The organism is Methylobacterium sp. WL119 (genome assembly GCF_008039875.1).
Lineage (GTDB): Bacteria > Pseudomonadota > Alphaproteobacteria > Rhizobiales > Beijerinckiaceae > Methylobacterium.
In genome coordinates, this window is record NZ_VRUU01000009.1 from 1 (window position 1) to 21823 (window position 21823).

General features: G+C 70.4%; 23 protein-coding genes. 13 read left to right on the plus strand and 10 right to left on the minus strand.

The window, feature by feature from the left end; genetic code table 11:
- The 5 genes from FV227_RS06175 to FV227_RS06195 form a co-directional block, all read left to right on the plus strand.
- Positions 1-671: CheB methylesterase domain-containing protein (locus FV227_RS06175; RefSeq protein WP_147858556.1), on the plus strand; the 671-nt coding region annotated here is incomplete at its 5' end.
- On the plus strand, positions 668-1543 hold the full coding sequence (locus FV227_RS06180; RefSeq protein WP_147858557.1) for a protein-glutamate O-methyltransferase CheR: 876 nt from the start codon (positions 668-670) through the stop codon (positions 1541-1543). The genes FV227_RS06175 and FV227_RS06180, both read left to right, overlap by 4 nt.
- Before the next feature lie 174 nt (positions 1544-1717).
- The gene (locus FV227_RS06185; RefSeq protein WP_147858558.1) at positions 1718-2356 is read left to right on the plus strand and encodes a hypothetical protein; all 639 of its coding nucleotides are present in this window, start codon (positions 1718-1720) and stop codon (positions 2354-2356) included.
- 157 nt (positions 2357-2513) lie between these two features.
- Positions 2514-3515 (plus strand): asparaginase, encoded by a 1002-nt coding sequence (locus FV227_RS06190; RefSeq protein WP_147844376.1) that lies wholly within the window; start codon positions 2514-2516, stop codon positions 3513-3515.
- Positions 3516-3598: 83 nt separating this feature from the next.
- Positions 3599-4492 carry a 3'(2'),5'-bisphosphate nucleotidase CysQ gene (locus tag FV227_RS06195; protein WP_246686359.1) on the plus strand — a complete coding sequence of 298 codons (894 nt, stop codon included), beginning with the start codon at positions 3599-3601 and terminating at the stop codon, positions 4490-4492.
- Here the strand turns inward: FV227_RS06195 and FV227_RS06200 are convergent.
- Positions 4470-4922: a YHS domain-containing (seleno)protein gene (locus tag FV227_RS06200; RefSeq protein ID WP_147728292.1), complete on the minus strand. Its 453-nt coding sequence runs from the start codon at positions 4920-4922 to the stop codon at positions 4470-4472. The genes FV227_RS06195 and FV227_RS06200 overlap by 23 nt on opposite strands.
- 178 nt (positions 4923-5100) lie before the next feature.
- Here FV227_RS06200 and FV227_RS06205 point away from each other — a divergent pair, with 178 nt between their 5' ends.
- The 5 genes from FV227_RS06205 (at position 5101) to lysA (ending at position 8939) form a co-directional block, all read left to right on the plus strand.
- Positions 5101-5751 (plus strand): DUF1134 domain-containing protein, encoded by a 651-nt coding sequence (locus FV227_RS06205; RefSeq protein WP_147728291.1) that lies wholly within the window; start codon positions 5101-5103, stop codon positions 5749-5751.
- A gap of 199 nt (positions 5752-5950) precedes the next feature.
- The gene (locus FV227_RS06210; RefSeq protein WP_243984835.1) at positions 5951-6652 is read left to right on the plus strand and encodes a hypothetical protein; all 702 of its coding nucleotides are present in this window, start codon (positions 5951-5953) and stop codon (positions 6650-6652) included.
- 130 nt (positions 6653-6782) lie between these two features.
- Positions 6783-7049 carry a 3',5'-cyclic-nucleotide phosphodiesterase gene (locus tag FV227_RS06215; protein WP_147729929.1) on the plus strand — a complete coding sequence of 89 codons (267 nt, stop codon included), beginning with the start codon at positions 6783-6785 and terminating at the stop codon, positions 7047-7049.
- Between the two features lie 128 nt (positions 7050-7177).
- Positions 7178-7537 carry a lipoprotein gene (locus FV227_RS06220; RefSeq protein ID WP_147858560.1) on the plus strand — a complete coding sequence of 120 codons (360 nt, stop codon included), beginning with the start codon at positions 7178-7180 and terminating at the stop codon, positions 7535-7537.
- Positions 7538-7670: 133 nt separating this feature from the next.
- Entirely contained in the window at positions 7671-8939 is a 1269-nt protein-coding gene (gene lysA / locus FV227_RS06225; RefSeq protein WP_147858561.1) for a diaminopimelate decarboxylase, read from the plus strand.
- Positions 8940-8954: 15 nt separating this feature from the next.
- Here lysA and FV227_RS06230 read toward each other — a convergent pair whose 3' ends face one another.
- The gene (locus FV227_RS06230) at positions 8955-10427 is read right to left on the minus strand and encodes a SulP family inorganic anion transporter (RefSeq protein ID WP_147858562.1); all 1473 of its coding nucleotides are present in this window, start codon (positions 10425-10427) and stop codon (positions 8955-8957) included.
- A gap of 222 nt (positions 10428-10649) precedes the next feature.
- On the minus strand, positions 10650-11693 hold the full coding sequence (locus FV227_RS06235; RefSeq protein WP_147858563.1) for a low specificity L-threonine aldolase: 1044 nt from the start codon (positions 11691-11693) through the stop codon (positions 10650-10652).
- Between the two features lie 404 nt (positions 11694-12097).
- Between FV227_RS06235 and rpsU the strand changes: the two genes are divergently transcribed.
- The gene (gene rpsU / locus FV227_RS06240) at positions 12098-12418 is read left to right on the plus strand and encodes a 30S ribosomal protein S21 (protein ID WP_147725040.1); all 321 of its coding nucleotides are present in this window, start codon (positions 12098-12100) and stop codon (positions 12416-12418) included.
- A gap of 138 nt (positions 12419-12556) precedes the next feature.
- Here rpsU and FV227_RS06245 read toward each other — a convergent pair whose 3' ends face one another.
- Positions 12557-12949 (minus strand): response regulator, encoded by a 393-nt coding sequence (locus FV227_RS06245; RefSeq protein ID WP_147725038.1) that lies wholly within the window; start codon positions 12947-12949, stop codon positions 12557-12559.
- Positions 12950-13288: 339 nt separating this feature from the next.
- On the opposite strand from FV227_RS06245, the gene FV227_RS06250 reads away from it, so the two are divergent.
- On the plus strand, positions 13289-14080 hold the full coding sequence (locus FV227_RS06250; protein WP_147858564.1) for a class II glutamine amidotransferase: 792 nt from the start codon (positions 13289-13291) through the stop codon (positions 14078-14080).
- Between the two features lie 117 nt (positions 14081-14197).
- Entirely contained in the window at positions 14198-15631 is a 1434-nt protein-coding gene (locus tag FV227_RS06255) for an NAD-dependent succinate-semialdehyde dehydrogenase (RefSeq protein ID WP_147858565.1), read from the plus strand.
- Positions 15632-15699: 68 nt separating this feature from the next.
- Here FV227_RS06255 and FV227_RS06260 read toward each other — a convergent pair whose 3' ends face one another.
- The 6 genes from FV227_RS06260 to FV227_RS06285 all read right to left on the minus strand — a co-directional run bounded on the left by FV227_RS06260 (position 15700) and on the right by FV227_RS06285 (position 21802).
- The gene (locus FV227_RS06260; RefSeq protein WP_147725031.1) at positions 15700-15906 is read right to left on the minus strand and encodes a SlyX family protein; all 207 of its coding nucleotides are present in this window, start codon (positions 15904-15906) and stop codon (positions 15700-15702) included.
- Positions 15903-16649 carry a rhodanese-like domain-containing protein gene (locus FV227_RS06265; RefSeq protein WP_147858566.1) on the minus strand — a complete coding sequence of 249 codons (747 nt, stop codon included), beginning with the start codon at positions 16647-16649 and terminating at the stop codon, positions 15903-15905. Before FV227_RS06265 ends, FV227_RS06260 begins: the two co-directional genes overlap by 4 nt.
- 220 nt (positions 16650-16869) lie before the next feature.
- Positions 16870-19938, minus strand: coding sequence for a DNA polymerase I (gene polA, locus FV227_RS06270; protein ID WP_147858567.1), 3069 nt, complete (start codon positions 19936-19938; stop codon positions 16870-16872).
- A 31-nt stretch (positions 19939-19969) separates the two neighbouring features.
- A complete protein-coding gene (locus tag FV227_RS06275; protein WP_246687847.1) occupies positions 19970-20365 on the minus strand; it encodes a HepT-like ribonuclease domain-containing protein in 396 nt (131 codons plus the stop codon).
- Entirely contained in the window at positions 20322-20618 is a 297-nt protein-coding gene (locus FV227_RS06280; protein ID WP_147858569.1) for a nucleotidyltransferase domain-containing protein, read from the minus strand. Before FV227_RS06280 ends, FV227_RS06275 begins: the two co-directional genes overlap by 44 nt.
- 41 nt (positions 20619-20659) lie before the next feature.
- Entirely contained in the window at positions 20660-21802 is a 1143-nt protein-coding gene (locus FV227_RS06285) for a YihY/virulence factor BrkB family protein (RefSeq protein ID WP_147858570.1), read from the minus strand.
- Positions 21803-21823: the final 21 nt, after the last annotated feature.

Here is a 21823-nt window from a genome sequence, read left to right on the forward strand (position 1 = left end):
CCCCCTCGCCGATGCCGGCCCCGGCAGCGCCGCGCCCGAGCGCCCCGGTCACCCTGCGCCCGAAGGCCCGCACCGGCCTGGCGCCCCGCGTACTTCTCGTCGGCGCCTCGACCGGCGGCCCGCGGGCGGTCGGCGAGATGCTCGAGAAGATCGGCGCGGCGACGCTGCGCCGGCTGCCGATCCTGATCGTCCAGCACATGCCGCCGATCTTCACCGCGGTCTTCGCCGAGCACCTCGCCACCCGTACCGGACTCGTCGCGGCCGAGGGCAAGGCCGACGAACGGCTCGAGCCCGGGCGGATCTACGTCGCGCCGGGCGGGCGCCACATGGGCCTGACGGGGGGGGCCGGCCGAGAGCCGGTGATCCGCCTCGATGACGGACCGCCGGTGAACTTCTGCCGGCCGGCCGTCGACGTCCTGTTCAAGGACGCCGCCGCCCTGTTCGGGGGCGCCACCCTCTCCGTCGTGCTCACCGGCATGGGCTCGGACGGCACCCACGGCGCCCGCGCGCTGTGCGAGGCCGGCGGCGCCGTGCTCGCACAGGACGAGGCGACGAGCACCGTCTGGGGCATGCCCGGCAGCATCGCCAAGGCGGGGCTGGCCCAGGCCATCCTGCCGCTTCCCGAGATCGGCCCTGCGCTGCGCGCCATGATCACGGGACAGGCGGCATGACCGAGCTCGAATTCGATTTCCTGCGCGCCTACCTCAAGCAGCGCTCCGGCCTCGCGCTCACCCCCGAGAAGCGCTACCTCGTCGAGAGCCGGCTCACCCCCGTCTGCCGCCGCTTCGGCCTCGCCACGCTGCGCGACCTCGTCGGCACCTTGAAGATCTCGCGCGATTCGTCGATCGAGAAGGCGGTCGTCGAAGCGATGACCACCAACGAGACCTTCTTCTTCCGCGATCGGACGCCGTTCGATCTGTTCCGCGACGTGCTGCTGCCTCAGGCGATGGCGCGCCGTGCCGGCCAGCGCCGGCTGCGCATCTGGTGCGCGGCGGCCTCGACCGGCCAGGAGCCGTATTCGCTCGCGATCCTGCTGCAGGAAGCTGGCGCCAAGCTTGCCGGCTGGCAGGTCGAGATCGTCGCGACGGACCTGTCCACCGAGGTGATCGAGAAGGGCAAGCTCGGGCTCTACAGCCATTTCGAGGTGCAGCGCGGGCTGCCCGTGCAGTGGCTGCTGAAGTACTTCACCCAGATCGGCGAGCAGTGGCAGATCGCCCCGGCCCTGCGCGCGATGATCGATTACCGGCCGCTCAATTTGCTCAACGGCTTCGAGGCGCTCGGCTCCTTCGACGTGATCTACTGCCGCAACGTGCTGATCTACTTCGATACGCCGACCAAGGCCGACATCCTCGGGCGGCTCGCCGAACGGCTTGCACCGGAAGGCGCGCTTCTTCTCGGCGCGGCCGAGACGGTGATCGGCCTCACCGACCGGCTGAGCCCGAACCCGCAGCATCGCGGCCTCTACGGCGTGGCGCAACCGGCCCTGCGCGCGGTGCCTCCGCTCCCCGCCGCGTTCCCGCAATTGCGGGTCGCCGCCCGCTGACTCAGGCGAGCATCACAGTACGATTTACGCTGCGGGAAGAGGGGGGAACGGCCGCTCGGCGCCGCTGGAAACATACCGAAACATTAAGGCGAACAGATCCTTAACCGCGGCGTGGGCACTTTGCACACGGACCCGCGGCCGGGCGTTTCCGGCAGCTTCACGGGAAAGCCGCCCATGAGTTCGATCTCCAGCACCACCGCCTCGCAGATCCAGGCGCCGCAGCGCCCGGCGCACGCCCACAAGAACCGGGTCGCCTCCGAGATCGACAGCGAGGCCTCGGCCGGCACCATCTCCGCGACCGACGCCACCGCGCTTACCAGCGCCCTCGACTCGATCGACGCCAGCCTCAAGTCCGGCGAAACCGCGAACGGTGCCGCGTCGGCATCGTCGAGCACCTCCGCCGCGTCGCGGCTCGACCCGTCCCAGATCAAGAGCCGGATCGACGGCCTGATCGCCGACCAGGTCACCAACGGAACGCTGACCAGCGACCAGGCGGCGACGTTGACGTCGCTGTTCGCCAAGGGAGGCGCGAAGGGCGAGGCAAAGGATGGCGGGGTCGGCGGTGCGGGCGGCCCGCCCCCGGGACCGCCCCTCGGCGCGGCGCCGGACGGCAACGACCTGTCCGATGCGTCGAGCGCGGATCCCGACGCCTCGGCCTCGGGCAGCACCAGCACCGCGTCGACGAGCGATCTGCTGGCGAGCTTCATCAAGCAACTCCAATCGACGCAGGCGAGCGCGACCGGCTACGCGTCGAGCGGGTCTTCCAGCACGAGCAGCAACGCCTCGGCCCTCGTGTTCGACTTCCGCAGCTGAGCCGCCTCGGCGCGCGCGGTGTCGCCATCCTCGGGGCGAGCGAGCCGGCACCGCGTCCTCGCCCGGCACATCGTCCGTCCCCGGCGATGCCGCGAGACAACCGCCGGCCTCAGCAGGTAGGACGCGGTCTCGATGCGAAGCGAGCAGGAGACATTCGATGACGGCAAGGCCGAAGGTCGCGTTCATCGGCACCGGCGGGACGATCTCGTCGCTCGGTCGCGATTCCCTCGACATCCTCGACTACACCGCGACCGGGAACCGCCTGGAGGCGCAGGCGATCCTCGATGCCGTGCCGGAGGTGCGCGCGGTCGCCGAGATGGTGCCGGTCGCCTTCCGCGCCGTGCCGAGCCCGGCGATCGGCTTTGCGGAATGGCGCGACCTGGCGACGACCTGCGAACGCCTCGTCGCGGAGCATCGCGACCTCGCCGGCATCGTCATCGGGCACGGCACCGCCACCCTCGAGGAGACCGCCTACGCCCTGAGCCTGACGCTCACCGTCGACGTCCCGGTGGTGCTCGTCGGGTCGCAGCGGCCGATGAGCGCCCTGTCGAGCGATGCCGGGCTCAACCTCGTCGCGGCGATCCGCACGGCGGCGTCGGCGCAGTCCCGCGGGCGCGGCGTCCTCGTCGTCCTCAACGACGAGATCCAGGCGGCACGCGAGGTGACCAAGACCTCGGTCGCCCGGCTTCAGACCTTCCGGACGCCGGATTTCGGGGTGCTCGGCCACGTCGACGGCGCCTCGGTGCAGTACTACCGCCGCTCGGAGCGGAGCCACGCTCCGGGAACGCCCTTCGACATCCGCGCGCTCGATGCGCTGCCGCGGGTCGACGTGTCCTACGGCTATGCCGACGCGGACGGCACGGCGGTGCGGGCCTTCCTCGCGGCCGGAGCGCAGGGCATCGTCTCGGCGGGGCTGGCGCCGGGCATGACGCCGCCGCGCGAAGCCGACGCCCTCGAGCAGGCGGCCGCCGCCGGGATCGTCGTGGTGCAGTCGACCCGGGCGGGCAGCGGCGTCGTCCCGCTCACCACCCGCCTGAGGGAGCGCGGCATCCTCAGCGCCGACAACCTGACGCCGCAGAAGGCCCGCATCCTGCTCGCGCTCGCCCTGACGGTGACGCGCGAGCCCGCGGAGATCGCGCGGATGTTCGCCACCTACTGAGACGCGTCGGGACGGGCCGAAACCCGATTTCGGCCTCCGCCATCGACAAGGATCGGTGGGTGGAGCAAGACGGTGCCATGGCAATGGCGGCATCATCCATCGTCTCCCTCTCCGGGCCGGAACGCGAGCGCATCGCCGCGTACCTGGCCGAGATCGCCTGCGCCGCCGGCGAGATCCTGCTCGGCCACCACGGCAACGACTGCCCGCACGTGCTCAAGGTGGACGGCTCGCCCTCGAGCCATGCCGACCTCGAGGCCGAGCAGCTGATCCTGGCCAAGCTCCTGGAACGGTTCCCGGCGATCCCGGTGGTGGCCGAGGAGACCTGCCACGACGTGCCGCCCGCCGACCGGTTCTTCCTGGTCGACCCCCTGGACGGCACCCGCGACTTCCTCGCCGGCAGCCCGGAATTCGCCGTGTGCATCGCCCTGATCGAGGGCAACCGCCCGGTCGCCGCGGCGCTGGCCGCGCCGGGCGTCGGCCGCGTCTGGCACGCGGGTGTCGCCGCGCACGAGGCGCCGATCGAGGCCGGCCGCCCCGGGCCCTCTCGCGCCGTCCGAACCCGGCCCGAGCCGCGGGACGGGCTGACCGCGCTCGGCAGCCGGCGCCACGGCGATTCCGAGACCGAGTCCTGCCTCGACGCGCTCGGCGTGACATCGCGCCGCGCGGCCGGCTCGGCCCTCAAGTTCGCGCTGATCGCCTCGGGCGAGGCCGACCTTTACGTCCGCTGCGGACCGACCATGGAATGGGACACCGCGGCCGGCGACCACATCCTGACCGCCGCCGGCGGCCGTGTCGTCACCCCCACCGGCCGGCCGATCATCTACGGCCGGCACGCGATGGCCTATCGCAACGGCCCGTTCGCGGCGCTGGGCGATCCGGCGCTCGCCGCCCGGGTCGCGCTTCCCGATCGCGGGCCGATCCTGCGGCCGCGGGAGGGCGCGGCGGTGACGCGGCTCACTCCCGTCCTCCGTCCGTGAGCGGCTGCAGGCTCGGCCAGGACGCCTCCGCCCGCTCCGCCAGCTTGGGGTCCGCCAGCACCCGGTCCCGTCGCTCGGCGTTGCGGAACAGGTAGAGGCGCTCCTCGATCACCGCGAAGACCAGCGGATCGGCGTCGACCAGCCGTCCATCGAGGATGCCGACGACGTCGTATCCGCCCAGCCGCGGCGTGTAGACGGCAGGGTCGCGCAGGTAGGCGGCGCGGTTGGCGGCACCGGCGAAGCGCCAGGTCCTGCCGCCGCCGGAAGCCTCGAACGCGGACGAGCCCGCCCGCGGGCCCTTCGGCAGGAAGTAGCTCACCGGGTCGAAGCCCGAGAGCGCGAGCGGGCCGGCGACAGGCGTCTGTCCGATCGCCGGCTCCGCGAGGCCCGCCAGGACGAGGATGGCGCAGTCACGCCGCGTTAACCACATCGTGCCCACCTATCCCTCAGCTCGCGCCCGGATCGACCGCCGTGCGCTCCGGCGGCAGGTCTGCCGCATGTCCTTGGGGGCGGACGCAAGCCATCGTCCAGGTGCGCATCCAAGTCCAGGCGCGCGATCGCGTCCCATGGCGGCGCCGCCTTCAGCGGATCGAGGAGGAACCATGACCATGCCCGATTCCCCCCGCACGGCCACCCTGCGGCAGGACGCGTCGACACGCCGCCGCGCCCTGGCCGGCCTGAGCTCGGCCGGGCTCCTCGCCTTGTCGGCGGCCGCGTTCGGCGTTTCCCGGAGCGTGCCGGCCTCCGCCCGCGGCGTCGAGGATCCCGGCGCGCCGGAGACCTTCCGGCCGCGCGAGATCGTCGATTCCGGCCACAAGTTCTTCGGCAGCGTCTCGCGCGGGCTGGCGCTCACGGTGCAGGAGGCGACCAAGCGCTGGGGCGAGCCCAACGGCTACATCCTCGGCCAGGAAGCCTCCGGCGCCATCGTCGGCGGCGTCCGGTACGGCGAGGGCACGCTCTACACCCGCAATGCGGGCCAGCGCCGGATCTACTGGCAGGGCCCGACCCTCGGCTTCGACATCGGCGGCGACGGCGACCGCACCATGATGCTGGTCTACAACCTGCCGGCGGTGAATGGGATCTACCGCCGCTTCGGCGGGGTCGACGGCTCGGCCTACTTCGTCGGCGGCTTCGGCATGACGGCGGTGACCAACGACGGCATCGTCGTGGTTCCGATCCGGACCGGCGTCGGCGCCCGCCTCGGCATCAACGTCGGCTATCTGAAGTTCACCGGCACGCCGACCTGGAACCCGTTCTGACGCGACCGAATCTCGACTTCGCGCCCGCGCGCAAAACCGGTTAGACTGCGCGTCAGCTTCGGCCGGGCATGCTCGGCTCACGGGCACGGCATCCGGGTTCAGCCCCGGTGTCCGGGCTCGTTCTGCGTGTGGTCGCATCGTCGCACGAGCGGGCAGGGTCCGGTCTTGCGGCGGCGCTCAAGGGATCGAGTTCGCCCGCGTGATCGAAACCGTGATGGTCTTCGCCCTCGGCTTCCTGGTGGCGATCCTGTGCGCGCTGCTGGCGCTGCCCGCCGTGAACGCGCGCGCCGCCCGCCTGGCGCGGCGCCGGACGGAGGCGCAGCTGCCGCTGTCCGTCGGTGAGATCGCCGCCGAGAAGGACTTTCTGCGCGCCGAGTTCGCGGTGCGGCAGCGGCGGATGGAGCGTGCCGTCGAGGACGCGCGCAGCAAGCGCCAGGCCGACATGGCGGCCCTCGGCAACCGCACCATGGAGGCGGCCGCCCTCGCGCGCGACGTCGCCGCGCGCGACGCCGAGATCGCCGAGGCGCTGGCGCTTCGCGGTCGTCTCGAGAACGAGCTTTCGACCGCGCAGGCCGACGGCTCGTCGAGCCTCGCGACCCTGCTCGCCCTGGAAGAGGCGCATGCCGACCTCCTGGACAGCCTGCTCGCCGCGCGGAACGCCCTCGGCACGGTCGAGGACGTCCCATCCGATGCCGGCGCGGCGGAGAGCGAGGGCAGCGTGCGCGAAAAGCTCGCGGCCACCGAGGCGGCGCTCGCCAAGGCCGTGTCCGACCGCGGGGAGGCGGTCGAGCGCGAGAATGCGGACCTTCGCCGGCGCATCACCGAGGTGGCCGACACCCTGACGCAGCGCGAGCGCCTTCCGCCGGTGGCGGCCTACGCGATGCGTGCCTCCTCGCACTGATCGGCCGTCGAGCCACCAAAATCCTAGGGTTGCGGTTGCGAAACCGCGCCGCGATGCCTTGTTTCCACCACGCGATGGCATCATCGCACCGCCATCCCCCCTCTCGATCCGACAGATGGAACGACGCCCCATGGCCTTGAAGCTCATGTCCCTCGCCCTCGCGCTCGGCCTGGCCGTGTCGTTCTCCGCGCCGGCCTCGGCGGCGCCCGAGACCAAGCGCGGCAACGAGACCCTGAAGAAGTACTGCACCGGCGATTACCTGAACTATTGCGGCAACCTCGCCCCCGAGGACCCGAAGCTCGATGCCTGCTTCGAGAAGAACTGGAAGTCGCTGTCCGAGAATTGCCGCCGGGCGATCGACGCCTACGAGGCGACCAACGGCGACAAGAAGGGCTGAACCGCTCGACCGAGCCGGTTCGACGCGAAGCTGTGGCGCGCGAACGCTCGCCTCGCGTTCCGGCAACGGCTAAGGTGCGATCCTCCCTCGGGAGGACCGCCCCAGAAGTGCCCGCCGGACCCTCCGCGATGCCGCCCAACCGCGTCCTGACGTTGACCCTCGCCACAGGCCTCGCCGCGATCGCGCTGGCAGGGTGCGGCCGCCGCGGAGCCCTCGAGCCGCCGGGCGCCTCGGCGACGACGCCGCAACGGAGTGCGGCCCAAGGCACCCCCACGGCGACGGCCGGACCCCGGACCCTTCCGCAGAGCACCGGCCTCGGCGGCGGCACGCCGGAGCCCGATCCGTCCGCGGTCCGCGACGGCGACGAGCTGCCGCCCTCCGCGCTCGCCCCGGCCTCCGGCACGGAGGCGCCGGTCGAGACCGGCCGCGGGGCCAAGCGCGGCTATCGCATCCCGAAGGATCCCTTCATCCTCGATCCGCTGCTGTAGCGCGCCGCTCCCGCGCCGGATCGCACGGCGCCCTCGTCTTCCACCCTGCTCTCCCGCCCCGGGGGAGGCTTCCCCGCGGACGGGATCTCGAGCCGAACGGCGGATCTCGACGCTTCCCGGACACGGCCGAACGATGCACCATTTCCAGTATCGCGATGGACGCCTGCACGCCGAGGACGTCGACCTGACGGCCCTGGCCGAGCGGGTCGGGACGCCGTTCTACTGCTACAGCACCGCCACCCTGGAGCGGCACTTCCGCGTCTTCGTCGAGGCGTTCTCGGGCGACGACGCGCTGGTCTGCTTCGCGATGAAGGCGAATTCCAACCAGGCCGTGCTGGCGACGCTCGCCCGGCGGGGTGCCGGCATGGACATCGTTTCCGAGGGCGAGCTGCTCCGCGCGCTTCGGGCCGGGGTCGACGCGCAGAAGATCGTGTTCTCCGGCGTCGGCAAGACCCGCGACGAGATGGCGGCGGCGCTGAAGGCCGGGATCTACTGCTTCAACGTCGAGAGCGAGCCCGAGCTGCTGGCGCTCTCCGAGGTGGCGACCAGCCTCGGGATGGAGGCGCCGGTCTCGATCCGGGTCAATCCCGACATCGACGCGGGCGGCCACGCCAAGATCTCGACGGGCAAGTACGAGAACAAGTTCGGCATCCCGATCACGCGCGCGCCCGCCGTCTACGGCCTGGCGGCGACCCTTCCGGGCCTCGCGATCCACGGCGTCGACATGCATATCGGCAGCCAGATCACCGATCTCGCGCCGTTCGAGAATGCGGCGCGGCTGCTCGCCGGGCTGGCCGGCCGGTTGATCGCCGAGGGCCATCCGATCCGCCACATCGATTTCGGCGGCGGCCTCGGCATCCCCTATCGCGACGACAACGCAGCGCCGCCGGACCCGGCGGCGCTCGCCGCGACGATCCGCCCGCATTTCGCCCCGCTCGGCCTGCGGCCGGTCTTCGAGATCGGCCGGATGATCGCGGGCAATGCCGGCATCCTGGTCACCCGCGTGGTCTACGTGAAGGAAAGCGAGGGGCGCACCTTCGTCATCGTGGATGCCGCGATGAACGACCTGATCCGGCCGACCCTCTACGAGGCCTATCACGCCCTCCGCCCGGTGGAGGCTCCGGCCGCCGACGCGCCGCGCGTGACGGCGGACGTGGTCGGACCGGTCTGCGAGACCGGCGACTATCTCGCTCTGCAGCGCGAGATGCCGCGGGTCGTCGCCGGCGACCTGATCGCGGTGATGACGGCGGGCGCCTACGGAGCGGTCCAGGCCGGCACCTACAACACCCGCCGCCTCGTGCCCGAGGTGCTGGTCAGCGGTTCGCAGGCGGCGATCGTGCGCCCGCGCCAGAGCTACGACGCGTTGATCGGCCTCGACCGGATGCCCGACTGGCTCGCCTGAGCGCCGGCCGTCGCGTCAGTGTCCCGGTGCTGCCATCGCACCGGGCTTGTCGTGGGTGCCGAGGCGTTCGACCAGGGTCGCGCTCGCGCGGTTGAGGCCGACGATCTCGACCGCCCGGCCGTGATGGCGGAACTTCAGCACCACCCGGTCGAGGGCATTGATCGCCGTGATGTCCCAGAAATGCGCCGCCGAAAGGTCGAGCACGATCCGCTCGGCGTCGTCGCGGAAATCGAACGCGCCGTGGAATGCCTCGGCCGTCGCGAAGAACAGCTGCCCGGTGACGACGTAGGTGCGGACCACGCCCTCCCGGCGGCTCTCGACGCGGAAGACGCGGGCGACCTTGCCCGCGAAGAACACGCCCGACAGCAGCACGCCGACGAGGACGCCGCGGGCGAGGTCGTGGGTTGCGACCACCACCGCGACGGTGGCGAGCATCACCACGCTGGACGAGCCCGGGTGCCGGGCGAGGTCGCGGATCGAGCGCCAGGAGAAGGTCTGGATCGAGACGAAGATCATCACCGCGACCAGCGCCGCCATCGGGATCTGCCGGACGTAGGCGCCGAGCGCGACGATCAGGAACAGCAGGAAGCAGCCCGCCCACAGGCACGACAGGCGACCGCGGGCGCCGGAGGTGACGTTGATCACCGTCTGCCCGATCATGGCGCAGCCGGCCATGCCGCCGAAGAGGCCCGAGACGATGTTGGCGGTGCCCTGGCCGAGGCATTCCCGGCTCTTGTCGCTGCCGGTATCGGTCATCTCGTCGACGATCGCCGCCGTCATCAGCGATTCGAGCAGGCCGACCATGGCGACCGTGGCGGCGTAGGGCAGGATGATCCGCAAGGTCTCGAAGCTCAGCGGGACCTGCGGCGGCAGGAACGAGGGCAGGCTGCTCGGCAGCGCGCCCATGTCGCCGACCGTGCGGATCGGCAGCGCCAGCGCGATCGCGGCGATCGTCAGGAGGACGATGCAGACGAGCGGTGAGGGCACCGCCCTGGTGAGGCGCGGAAGGCCGTAGACGATCGCCAGCCCGATCGCGACCATCGCGTAGACGGTCGGACCGCGCCCGATCAGCTCGGGCATCTGCGCGAGGAAGATCAGGATCGCGAGGGCATTGACGAAGCCGGTGATCACCGAGCGCGAGACGAAGCGCATCAGGTCGCCGAGCCGCAGCAGGCCGGCGCCGATCTGGATCAGGCCGGCGAGGATCGAGGCGGCCAGCAGGTATTGCAGGCCGTGCTCGCGCACCAGCCCCGCCATCACCAGGGCGGTGGCGCCGGTGGCGGCCGAGATCATCGCCGGCCGTCCGCCGACGATCGCGGTGGTCACCGCGATGCAGAACGAGGCGTAGAGCCCGACCTGCGGATCGACGCCGGCGATGAGCGAGAAGGCGATCGCCTCCGGAATGAGCGCGAGCGCGACGACGGTGCCGGCGAGGAGCTCGCGCGGCACGTGCGGGGCCCATTCGGCCCGCAAGGTTTGAAAGGTCATGCAAAGGATCCGGCCCGCGCCCGCGGAAGGCGGCGTGCGGGCTCATGAGAGACGGGATTTCGACGGGAGACGGTTCGGCGGCCCAAGCGCGATGCCCCGAGGAAACGGGGACCGCAGGGCGTCGCGCGCGCTACGGCGGCGTCATCGATGACGGGCGAACGTCTGCCGGAACCATGAGACCCTGTTAGACAGCGGCACCCGGCCACGCAACCCGCCGCCCGCTCATGCCGGTGCCGCAGCGACGGCCCGCAGATCCGCGACCAGCTCGGCGACGCGCTCACGCTTCGCGTCCCAGGCGAACATGAACCGGGCTCCACCACCGATGAAGGTGTAGAAGCGCCAGCCCCTGCCGCGCAGGCGTTCCATCGTGTCCGCCGGCATCGCCAGGAACACGGCGTTGGCCTGGACCGGGAACATCGGCGCGATGCCGGGCATGTCCGCGACCGCCGCCGCGAAGTCCTGTGCGCAGGCGTTGCCGTGCGCGGCGTTGCTCAGCCACGCCCCGCTCTCCAGCATCCCGACCCAGGGGGCCGAGAGGAAGCGCATCTTCGAGGCGAGCTGCCCCGCCTGCTTGCAGCGATAGCCGAAATCCTCAGCCAGTGCGGCGTCGAAGAACACCACCGCCTCGCCAGCATGCATGCCGTTCTTGGTGCCGCCGAAGCAGAGCACGTCGACGCCCGACCGCCACGTCATGTCCGCCGCGCTGCATCCGAGATGGGCGCAGGCGTTGGCGAAGCGGGCCCCGTCCATGTGCAGCGACAGGCCGAGGTCGCGGCAGGTCGCCGAGATCGCCCGCAACTCGGCAAGGGTGTAGACCTGCCCCGTCTCGGTCGGCTGCGTCACCGTCACCACGCGGACCTTCGGGAAGTGGATGTCCTTGCGGTTGGTGGCGAGCGCCCGGATCGCGTCCGGGGTCAGCTTGCCGCTCTCGGTGCGGACCGTGAGCAGCTTCGAGCCGTTGGAGAAGAACTCCGGCGCGCCGCACTCGTCGGTCTCCACGTGGGCGGCGTCGGCACAGATCACGCTGTGGTAGGAGCGGCAGAGCGCGGCCAGCGCCAGCGCGTTGGCGGCCGTGCCGTTGAAGGCGAAGAACACCTCGCAGCGGCTCTCGAACAGGGTGCGGAAGGCATCCGCCGCGCGTGCCGTCCAGGCATCCTCGCCGTAGGCCGGCGCATGCCCGGCATTGGCGGCCGCCATCGCCGCCCAGGCTTCCGGGCAGATGCCGGAATAGTTGTCGCTGGCGAATTGCTGCGCGTCGTCGGTCATCGCTGTCTCTCACCCGTCATGAGCGTCCCTTCGCCAGCCTTGCCGGGACGAGTCCGGCCTGGGATGTCATACCCGACTTAGGACGGCATTGCAGGAGCCGGGCCGGATTGCTGCGCCCGGCATGTCCTGTGCGGGCGGACGACGGCTTTCCGCCCTGCGTCCGCGCGGTCACACCGCACACGGATCGACGTCGTGTCGCCAATCCGGTTGGAACTCGCAGGCGCTTGGTGTAAGAGCCTGCCCAAGGTGCAGATTTGGTGCCGAATCGAGACGGTCCGAACCGCGTCCCGCCCGGGCGATCCCCGGGTCCGGGGCGCTGTCGGTTTCCCGCAATGCTCGCGGGCGTCACGCTGACCGCGCCGACCGAATGCCACGTTCAAACCGGTTCTAGAGGATCCACTCCGTTGCAGGTACTCGTTCGCGATAACAACGTCGATCAGGCGCTCCGCGTCCTCAAGAAGAAGATGCAGCGCGAAGGCATCTTCCGCGAGATGAAGCAGCGCAAGGCCTACGAGAAGCCGTCCGTGCGCAAGGCGCGCGAGAAGGCCGAGGCGGTCCGTCGCGCCCGCAAGCAGGCCCGCAAGACCGCGATCCGCGAGGGCCTGATCGCTGCTCCGAAGCCGAAGCCCCGTTTCGGCGCCGGCGCCCCCCGTCGTCCCGGCTTCCCGTCGATGACCCCGTCCGCTCCGGCCGGCGGCGCTCCGGCGGCTTCCGCCGCCGAGTAAGACGATCCGGGCCGCGAGGCCCGTCGATCGCCATCCTCGAAAAAGGCCCGGCCGCCTTTGCGGTCCGGGCTTTTTTCGTTCGTGAAAGGATCTCGGACGACGCCGCGTGCGCCGTCCTCGTATCGGACCGGAACGCGCTCAGGCGGCGCGGGCGGCTTCCGTCGCGTGCTCGGCCTGGACCAGCACGTCGAGGGCGCGCCACGGCTTCTGCATGAACACCGCCTGCGCCGGCATCCTCGCATCGCCGCCGGCATCGTAGCCCGAGGTCACCACCACCCGCACGTCCGGCCAGCGGCGCTCGACGGTGCGGGCGAGCGCGAGCCCATCCATGGCGCCCGGCAGGCGGATGTCGGCGAAGAGCAGCGCGACGGTGACGTCGTCGCGCTCCAGGATCGAAATCGCGGCCTCCGCGCTGTCGCAGGCGATCACCCCGAGGTCGGTCTCCTCGAGCACGGCGGCGGCGAGGTTGCGGACCGCGGCATCGTCCTCGACGACGAGGGCGACCGGACAAGGGGAGGGGGCGCGGTCCATGGGACCTCCTTCACGAGATGTTGCGGATGCGGGTTCGATGCCTGACCGGCGACGCGACCTCATGCGTGGGGCGCTGATTCCCGGATGAGCCATGCTGCGCCGTCCGAAGCCGGGTAACAAGAGTCCGAATTCGTCTCAAGCGCATGCCTGCGTTGCGACCGGTTTGGCGAGGATCCGTTCAGGAGCGCACAAACTCCGTGCATGCTGCAGTGCGTTAGCGAACTGTTCATCATCGACAACGAAATGTTACGGTTCGGCGACGGCGTGGCACCGGGCTTGCCCGAGGGCAGACTGGGTAAGGTTCGCGCCAGCGCGATCAGCAAGAGGTTGGCCCCAACCATGTGCCGCTTCCTGGCCTATAGTGGTGAGCCGGTTTTCCTGTCGGACCTCGTCTGCGCGCCGACGCACTCGCTTGTGCATCAATCGTTGCACGCCGAGCAGGGGAAGACCGAGACCAACGGCGACGGCTTCGGCCTCGGCTGGTACGGCGAACGACCGGAGCCGGGCGTCTATCGCGACATCTCGCCCGCCTGGTCGGACGAGAACCTCGTCAACCTGTGCGGGCAGGTCCGCGCGCGGACCTTCTTCGCGCACGTGCGCGCCTCCACCGGGACGGCGACCGCGCGGACCAACTGCCACCCCTTCGTGAACGGCCGGCACCTGTTCATGCACAACGGTCAGATCGGCGGATACCTGCGGATCAAGCGACGCCTCGAGGCGCTGATCCCGGACGCCCTGTACGACGGGCGTCGCGGCAGCACCGACTCCGAGGCCCTTTTCCTGCTCGCCCTCTCCAACGGTCTTGCTGAGGACCCGATCGGCGCCATGGCCGAGACCTTGGCCACCGTGCGCGACTTGATGAAGGCGGCCGGCATCACCGAGCCGCTGCGCTTCACCGCGCTGCTGACCGACGGCGACGAGCTCATCGCCTATCGGTGGGCCTGCGATGCGCGGCCCCCGAGCCTGTACTATCGCCAGACCGAGGCCGGCCTGGTCGTGGTCTCCGAGCCGATCGACGGCGCCAAGGACGGCTGGCAGGTCGTGCCGAAGGGCGGCACGCTGCGCGCGCGCCGCGGCGGCCCCGTCACGGTGAAGGGCCCGGAGCCGGTCAAGCGCAGCATCGCCGCCTGAGCCGGACATCCCGGCCGGTTCGTTCCCGCCGGCGCCTTGCCCCCGGCGGCGTCGAGCGCGACATTGCCTCGGTCGCCGGCCCATCGCGGCCGGCCGGGCAGGGATCGCAGAGTCGACATGTATCCGGACGTGACGCTTCACATCGCCGGCGCCTGGGTCGCCGGCTCGGGCGGCGAGACGCTGCCGGTGCTCAACCCCGCCACCGGCGAGACGATCGGGCGATGCGCCGTCGCCACCCGGGACGACCTCGACCGGGCGCTCGAGGCCGCCGCGCGCGGCTTCGCGCAGTGGCGCAAGGTCTCGGCCTTCGATCGCGGCAAGGTACTGCGCCGGGCCGCCGACCTGCTGCGGGAGCGCGCCGACGCCATCGCCCGGATCATGACGCTGGAGCAGGGCAAGCCCCTCGCCGAGGCGCGCATCGAGACGATGGCCGCGGCCGACGTCACCGACTGGTTCGCCGAGGAAGGCAAGCGCGCCTACGGCCGGGTGATCCCGCCCCGCGGCGACGGGGTGCTGCAGTTCGTGGTGCGCGAGCCGGTCGGGCCGGTGGCCTGCTTCACCCCGTGGAACTTCCCGATCAACCAGGCCGTCCGCAAGATCGCCGCCGCGCTTTGCACCGGCAATCCGGTGATCCTCAAGGGCCCCGAGGACACGCCGGCGAGCTGCGCCGAGCTGGTGCGCGCCTACCTCGATGCCGGCGTGCCGGGCGATTGCCTCGCGCTGGTCTACGGCGATCCGGCGACGATCTCGTCGTACCTGATCCCGCATCCGGTAATCCGGAAGATCTCGTTCACCGGCTCGACCGTGGTCGGCAAGCAGCTCGCGGCCCTGGCCGGCCAGCACATGAAGCGGGCGACGATGGAGCTCGGCGGCCACGCGCCGGCGATCGTCTTCGGCGATGCCGACGTCGAGAAGGCGGTGGCGGTTCTCGGCGCCAACAAGTTCCGCAACGCCGGCCAGGTCTGCGTCGCGCCGACCCGCTTCCTCGTCCACGATACGGTGTTCGACCGCTTCGTCGACGGCTTCACCGACCTCGCCTCCAACCTGAAGGTCGGCGACGGCCTCGATCCCGAGACGAAGATGGGGCCCCTGATCCACGGGCGGCGCCTGGAGGCGATGGAAGCGCTGGTCGCCGATGCCAACGCGCAGGGCGCCACGCTGCGCACCGGCGGCAAGCGCATCGGCAACCGCGGCAACTTCTTCGAGCCGACGGTGCTGACCGACCTGCCGCTGACGTCCCGGATCATGAACGAGGAGCCGTTCGGCCCCGTCGCGGCGATCCAGCGCTTCTCCGACGACGCGGAAGCCTACGCGGAGGCCAACCGTCTGCCCTACGGCTTGGCGGCCTACGCCTACACCCGCTCGTCGGAGCGGGCGACGCGGGTGTCGAGCATGGTCGAGAGCGGCATGGTCTCGATCAACCACCACGGCATCGCCCTGCCGGAGACGCCCTTCGGCGGGGTGAAGGAATCCGGCTACGGCAGCGAGGGCGGCTCCGAAGCGCTGGACGGCTACCTCGCCACCAAGTTCGTCACGCAGGCGAATTTCTAGGCCTCGAAGGCAGGTTCACCGCGTCTTCTCTCCCCCCCTGCGGGGGAGGGAAGGGCGCGCTGATGCCCTCAATAATGCGGCGGTGGGGGCTCGGCGCCGCCGGCAGCCGTGCGAGCGCCCGCCTCCTCGACGCGCTCGATCAGCGATTCCACCTGCCGCCGCAGCCGGTCGATCAGCCGCCACTGCTCGGTGACGGTGCGGTTAAGGTCGTCGATGGTCGCGTCCTGCTCGGTGAGGCGCATCTCGAGATGGTCGATGCGTGCGGACTCGCTCATCGCAGGGCCTCCGGCGGATGGTCGGGCCGCTCGGCCAGCGCCGGCCCCAGCGCGATGCGGCCGTCGAAGACGAAGCAGTCGCCGGTCCAGCGGCTCTCGGCCTCCGGCACGGTCTCGAGGTATTTCAGGATGCCGCCCTGGAGCAGATGGACGTGCGCGAACCCGCGCGCCTTGAGGTAGGCGCCGGCCTTCTCGCAGCGGATGCCGCCGGTGCAGAACAGGGCGACCTCGGTGCAGGGGTTGAGCGTCTCCGCGAACGCGCGAAACTCGCCGAAGCGCGACAGACCGGGATCGACCGCGCCCGCGAACGTGCCGAGCGCCACCTCGAACCGGTTGCGGGTGTCGACCGCCACCACCCCCGGCCGGTCGAGCAGCGCGTTCCAGTCCTCGGGCGCGACGTAGGTCCCGACCCCGTCGGCCGGGTCGGTGGCGCCGCCGTCGAAGGTCACGATCTCCGGCTTGCGCTTCACCTTCATCCGCGCGAACGGTGGCACCTCAGCCGTCGACAGCTTGCATTCGAGCCGATCGAGGCGTCCGCCGAACAGGTCGGGCCCGTTCAGAGCGGGGAGGAACGCCGCGATCGCCTCGGCCGAGCCCGCCACCGTGCCGTTGATGCCTTCGTGCGCCAGCAGGAGCGTGCCGGTCAGGCCGAGGTCTTTGCACAAGCCCTCGATCACCGGCGCGAGCGTTGCGGCATCGGGGAGGGGGACGAACTGGTAGAGGGTGGCGACGGTTTGGAGCATGGCGCGGGTTTAGCAGGGCCTCGCTATTCGGGGAATTCACACGCGGTCCGCCATTCCCGTCCTCGACTCATCCTAAGGTGCCCGCGTCAGCGGGCGTCGAAGGAGGCCTCCAGAACCCTCGGTGCGACCTGGAGGCCCCCGCCGGGCTTCGACGCCTCAGGATGCAGTGGTTTGACGGAGGTCTGAAGCTCGATCACTTGACGACCGGGTGAGCCCCCGCTCAATGCGCCTCCTCCCAGTTCTCCGCTGCCCGCGCCTCGACCACCAGCGGCACGTGGAGCGTGAGCGCCGGAGCCGGGGCCTCTTCCATGATGCGCTTGATCACCGGGATCGCGCGGTCCACCTCGGCCTCGTGCGTCTCGAACACCAGCTCGTCGTGCACCTGCAGCAGCATGCGGACGTTCAGGCGCTCGGCGGTGAGCGCCGCCTCCATCCGGGTCATCGCCCGGCGGATGATGTCGGCGGCGGTGCCCTGGATCGGGGCGTTGATCGCCTGCCGCTCGACGCTGGCGCGCTCGGACGGGTTGTTGGAGCGGATCTGCGGGTAGTGGCAGACGCGGCCGAACAGGGTCGTGACGTAGCCCTTGTCGCGGCAGGCGCGCTTGGTGGTGTCGATGTAGTCGCGGATGCCGGGGAAGCGCTCGAAATACTGCTTGATGAACAGGCTCGCCTCCTCGCGGCCGATGCCGAGGCGGTCGGCGAGCCCGAAGGCCGAGATGCCGTAGATGATGCCGAAGTTGATGGTCTTGGCCCGCCGCCGCAGGTCCGGCGTCATCTCGGAGAGCGGCACGCCGAACATGGCGCTCGCGGTCGCTGCATGGATGTCGATGCCGTCGGCGAAGGCCTGCCGCAGCTGCGGGATGTCGGCCATGTGGGCGAGCAGGCGCAGCTCGATCTGGCTGTAGTCGGCCGAGATCAGGCGGTTGCCGGGGTCGGCGACGAAGGCGCGGCGGATGCGGCGGCCCTCCTCGGTGCGGATCGGGATGTTCTGCAGGTTCGGGTCCGACGAGGACAGCCGCCCGGTGGTGGTGGCGGCGAGCGAGAACGAGGTGTGGACCCGGTTGGTGTCGCGGTCGGCGTGCTCCTGCAGCGAGTCGGTGTAGGTCGACTTCAGCTTGGCGAGCTGGCGCCAGTTGAGAATCTTCTTCGGAAGGTCGTGCCCGGCCTGGGCCAGTTCCTCGAGCAGGGTCGCAGGGGTGGCCCATTGGCCGGACGGCGTCTTCTTGGCGCCGGGCAGGCCCATCTTGCCGAACAGGATGTCGCCGATCTGCTTCGGCGAGGAAACCTGGAAGCGCTCGCCGGCATCCTCCTGGATCTCCTCCTCGAGACGCGCCAGGATCTGCGAGAAGTCGCCCGACAGCCGCGAGAGCATGTTGCGGTCGACGCGGATGCCGTGCTGCTCCATCCGGGCGATCACCGCGATCAGGGGCCGTTCCAGGGTCTCGTAGACGGCGAGCCGCCGCTCGGCGACGAGGCGCGGCTTCATCATCCGCCACAGCCGCAGCGTCACGTCGGCATCCTCGGCCGCGTAGGCGGTGGCCCGGTCGAGCGGCACCCGGTCGAAGGTGACCTTGGCCTTGCCGGTGCCGGCCACGTCCGAGAAGGTGATCGGCTGGTGGCCGAGATGGCGCTTGGCGAGTTCGTCCATGCCGTGCCCGCCCTTGCCGGCATCGAGCACGTAGGAGATCAGCATGGTGTCGTCACACGGCGCCACGGTGATGCCGTAGCGCTGGAACACGAGCCAATCGTATTTCAGGTTCTGCGCCACCTTGAGCACGCTCGGGCTCTCGAGCAGCGGCCTCAGCCGACTGAGCGCGGCGTCGCGGTCGATCTGCGAAGGCAGCGGCTCCACGAGATCGGACGCCGTTGCCCCGCCGCCGAACAGGTCGTCGGCGTTCGGCGCGGCCTCGACCGCGCGGACATGGGCGAGGGGGATGTAGGCGGCGCGCCCCGGCGCGACGCAGAGCGACACGCCGACGAGGTTGGCGTGGTGCGCATCGAGCGAGTCGGTCTCGGTGTCGACTGCGATCACACCGACCTCGTGCGCTTCGGCGATCCAGGCATCGAGATGCTCGAGCGAGAGGATCGTCTCGTAGGCGCTGGTGTCGAACGGCTTGCTCGCCTCCGCCGCGCGCGCCGCGACGAGGTTCGACGGCGTCGGATCGGACGGGCCCCGGGCTTTGGGCGCGGCGTCCGGCAGGCCGAGATCGGCGAAGGGGTCGATCTCGGCGCCATCCCCGGCCGCGGCTGCGGCGTCGGAGAAGGGGGCGTCGTCGCCAAGGACATGGCCCGGGAGCAGGCGCGGATCGGGCTTCACCGCTTCCGGGTCGACATGCAGCATCGCGGCGATGCGCCGGGTCAGCGTGTTGAACTCCATCGCCTTGAGGAAGCCGACGAGCTTTTCGGGGTCGGGCTTGGGCAGGCGCAGGTCGTCGAGCGCCACCGGCACGTCGACGTCCTCGACCAGGGCCACGAGCCGGCGCGAGAGCCGCGCCTGCTCGATGCCAGCGAGCAGCATCTCGCGGCGCTTGGGCTGCTTGATCTCGCCCGCCCGCTCCAGGAGCTGCTCGAGGCTGCCGTATTCCTTGATCAAGGCCGCCGCGGTCTTCAGGCCGATGCCGGGCACGCCGGGCACGTTGTCGGAGGTGTCGCCGATCAGCGCCAGCGCGTCGCCGATTTGGTTCGGCTGCAGGCCTTCCCACTTGGCGACGATCGCCGCCTCGTCGAGGTTGCGCTCGGGGCGGTGGCCCGGCTTGCCCTTGGAGCCGGATTCGAAATCGTAGAACCGAACCAGCGGCCCGACGAGCTGCATCAGGTCCTTGTCGGACGAGACGATGATGACGCCGGCGCCCCGCGCCTCGGCCTGCCGGGCATAGGTGGCGATCAGGTCGTCGGCCTCGTAGCGCTCCATCTCGATCGCATGCAGGCCGAAGGCGCGCACCGCGTCGCGCATCAGCGGCATCTGCCGCTTCAGGTCGTCCGGCGCGTCGGGGCGGTGGCCCTTGTAGTCGGAGTAGAGCTCCTTGCGGAACGAGCCCTCCGACTTGTCGAAGACGATGCCGAGATGGGTCGGGCAGATGCCGGCCGCGCCCTCCTGAACGAACTGAGCGATCTTGGTGCAGAACAGCCGCACCGCACCGGTCGGCAGCCCGTCTGAGGGCCGAAAGTTGAATTTTTCCGGCTGGTTTATCGCCTGGAAGTAGGCCCGGAAGATGAACGACGAGCCGTCCACCAGGATCACCTGATCGCCGGGGCCGACGGGGGAGGCGGTTTCGTTTTCAGCGCTCATCGGCCGCTCGTAGCTGGAACGAAGCGGCGCGTCATCCGGACGTGCCTGGTGCGTCGGCACGCTGAAGCTCCGCCACGCACATGGCCAGCAGTTCGCGCAGACGCTCCTGTACGGTCCGCCAGATCTGGAGCGGCGACACGTTCGCATATTCGTGCCGGTAGATATTCCCGGCGCTTGAAACTTGCTGCGAGGGGATATGCGGATGCCGGTCTTTCATCGCTGTATCGAAGCGTCGAGTGGCTTCCGAAATAATCTCGAGACAGCGGGTCACGGCATAGATGGTCCGTCGATCCTGCTCGAATTTCACAGCGGCCATTCCACCGATGAAGTCGAAGGCGGTCTCGACGTTCTCACAAATGCCGAGGCATGCCTCGCGGCCACGCCTAGAAAGCATGGACGGCCTCTCGTTCTGCTTCAGGCTTGACATGCGCCTTGAGCATTTTGCGATTGGACACATCCACGGATATCGGAAACAGGTCGCCGATGAAGTGAATCACCCCGACATAATCGAAGACATCGCGCACGGCGGCCTCGTCGATCTCGATCATCACGTCGAGGTCGCTGCCTGCATGGTTCTCGCCCCGCGCGACCGAGCCGAACACCGCGGCATGCCGCACGCCGAGGCGTTGCAGCTCCGGCTCATGTGCACGCAGGATGTCGATGGCGGCGTCGCGATCCATGGACCGACCCTACCACGGATCCGACCTTCGCGGAACGCGCCTCAGGTCGCAGCCCCCACCGTATCCGCCATCTTCGCCCGCCGCGTGCCGAGCGGCTGCGGCGCCCCGACAGTGGTGTCGTGGACGGTCTGGTGCTCCATCTCGGCATTCACCTCCGCGCCGAGCAGCACGATCACCGTCGAGATCCAGATCCAGGTCATGAACCCGATCACGGCGCCGAGCGAGCCGTAGGTGTCGTTGTACTTGCCGAAGTTCGCCACGTACCACGAGAAGCCGAGGGAGCCGGCGAGCCAAGCGAAGGCGGCGATCGCGCTGCCCCACGTCACCCAGCGCCAGCGCGGCGCGTCGCGGCAGGGGCCGTAGCGGTAGAGCAGGGCGAGGCCGCCGAGGACGGCGACGAACAGGGCGGGCCAGCGCAGCAGCGCCAGGTACCACGCGTCCGCCGACAGGCCGACCGTGTTGAACACCACCGGCAACACCACGATCGCCCCGAGCGCCAGGATGATGAACAGCAGCGCGCCCGCGGTGAAGGCGAGGGACCGCAGGTTCAGCCAGACGAAGTTTCGCGTCTCGCGCTCCTCGTAGACGATGTTGAGCGCGTCGAAGACCGCCTTCATGCCGCCGTTGGCGCTCCAGACCGAGAGCAGGATGCCGGTGAAGAACGTGACGCCGAGGGTCGTGTCGCCCTTGGCCGCGATGCGCTTGACCTGCTCGCCGACGATGTCGATCGCGCCGGAGGGCATCACCCCCTGGAGACTGGCGAGGTGGTCGTTGATCGTGGCGACGTCGGCGAAGAGGCCGTAGCAGGACACCAGCGCCGCCACGGCCGGGAAGATCGCGAGCAGAACGTAGAAGGTGACGCCGGCCGCGACCGAGACCAGGCGATTCTCCTTCAGGTCGCGGAACACGCGCAGCCCGACATCCTTCCAGCCGCTTTTGGGTATCTCGGAGGGGGTGCTCGCCTGCCGGCCGCGGTCCGACTCGGTTTGCGCCACCGCCCGGGCGTCGCCGCCGGAATGCGAGGGCGAGGGCGCACGGGGACCGTCCGGGACCGGCGCGGGCCGGTCTCCGCCGCGCCGATACGGCAGCGCGGCGATGCCGACGAGGGTGGCGGCGAGCGCCAGCGTCCACACGGCGGAATGGCGTTCGTCCAGTCCGTCTGCGCTATGGTTTCGTTCGGTCATCAATGGTCCCGTCGCGATGGC